General features: G+C 68.2%; 1 protein-coding gene. It reads left to right on the forward strand.

Features of this window, described 5'->3' with window-relative positions; all coding sequences use genetic code 11:
• Position 1: 1 nt before the first annotated feature.
• The coding region (locus IE245_RS36535; RefSeq protein ID WP_229852090.1) for a phosphomannomutase/phosphoglucomutase at positions 2-1,318 on the forward strand (1,317 nt) is incomplete at its 3' end.

The raw sequence follows: 1,318 nt of genomic DNA on the forward strand, positions 1-1,318 counted from the left end.
GATCGTGAAGGCGTACGACGTCCGCGGGGTCGTTCCCGATCAGTGGGACGAGAAGCTCGCGGAGCTCTTCGGTGCCGCTTTCGTCCGTGTGACGGGGGCGGGTGCCGTCGTCGTCGGGCATGACATGCGGCCCTCCTCGCCCGGTCTCTCCGAGGCCTTCGCCCGCGGTGCGGCGCGTCTGGGTGCGGATGTCACCCTCATCGGGCTGTGCTCGACCGATCAGCTGTACTTCGCCTCCGGCAGCCTGGACCTGCCGGGTGCGATGTTCACCGCCTCGCACAATCCGGCCCGGTACAACGGGATCAAGATGTGCCGTGCCGGTGCCGCGCCGGTGGGGCAGGACACGGGTCTTTCCGACATCCGGGCCCTCGTCGAGCGGTGGCTCGCGGAAGGTGCCCCGGAGGCGGCCGCCGCGCCGGGGACGGTCACGGAGCGGGACACTTTGGCCGACTATGCCGCGCATCTGAAGGGGCTGGTCGATCTGACGGGGATCCGTCCGTTGAAGGTGGTCGTCGACGCGGGCAACGGCATGGGCGGGCACACGGTGCCCACGGTGTTCGACGGGCTGCCGCTGGAGACGGTGCCGATGTATTTCGAGCTCGACGGCACTTTCCCGAATCATGAGGCGAATCCGCTCGATCCGAAGAACATCGTGGATCTGCAGGCCCGGGTGCGGGCGGAGGGTGCGGATCTCGGGCTGGCTTTCGACGGGGACGCGGACCGGTGTTTCGTGGTCGACGAGCGTGGTGAGCCGGTCTCGCCGTCCGCGATCACCGCGCTGGTCGCGGCCCGTGAGCTGGCCAGGCATCCGGGTGGGACGGTGATCCACAATCTGATCACTTCGTGGTCCGTTCCGGAGGTGGTCCGGGAGAACGGCGGCGTGCCCGTGCGTACCCGTGTCGGTCATTCGTTCATCAAGGAGGAGATGGCGAAGACCGGGGCGGTCTTCGGTGGTGAGCATTCGGCGCACTACTACTTCAAGGACTTCTGGAACGCGGACACGGGCATGCTCGCCGCCCTGCACGTCCTGGCCGCCCTGGGAGGGCAGGAGGGCACCCTCTCGGACCTGGTCGCGGCCTATGACCGGTATGCCGGCTCGGGTGAGATCAACTCCACCGTCGCCGACCAGGGCGCCAAGACCGCCGAGATCAAGGGCGTCTACGAGCGCGAGGACGGTGTCACCCTCGACGAGCTCGACGGTCTCACCGTCACGTCCGCGGACTGGTGGTTCAACCTCCGTCCGTCCAACACCGAGCCCCTGCTCCGTCTCAACGTCGAGGCCCGTGACGCGGCCACCATGGCCAAGGTCCGCGACGAG

The sequence above is a fragment of the Streptomyces roseolus genome, from assembly GCF_014649855.1.
GTDB lineage: Bacteria > Actinomycetota > Actinomycetes > Streptomycetales > Streptomycetaceae > Streptomyces > Streptomyces roseolus.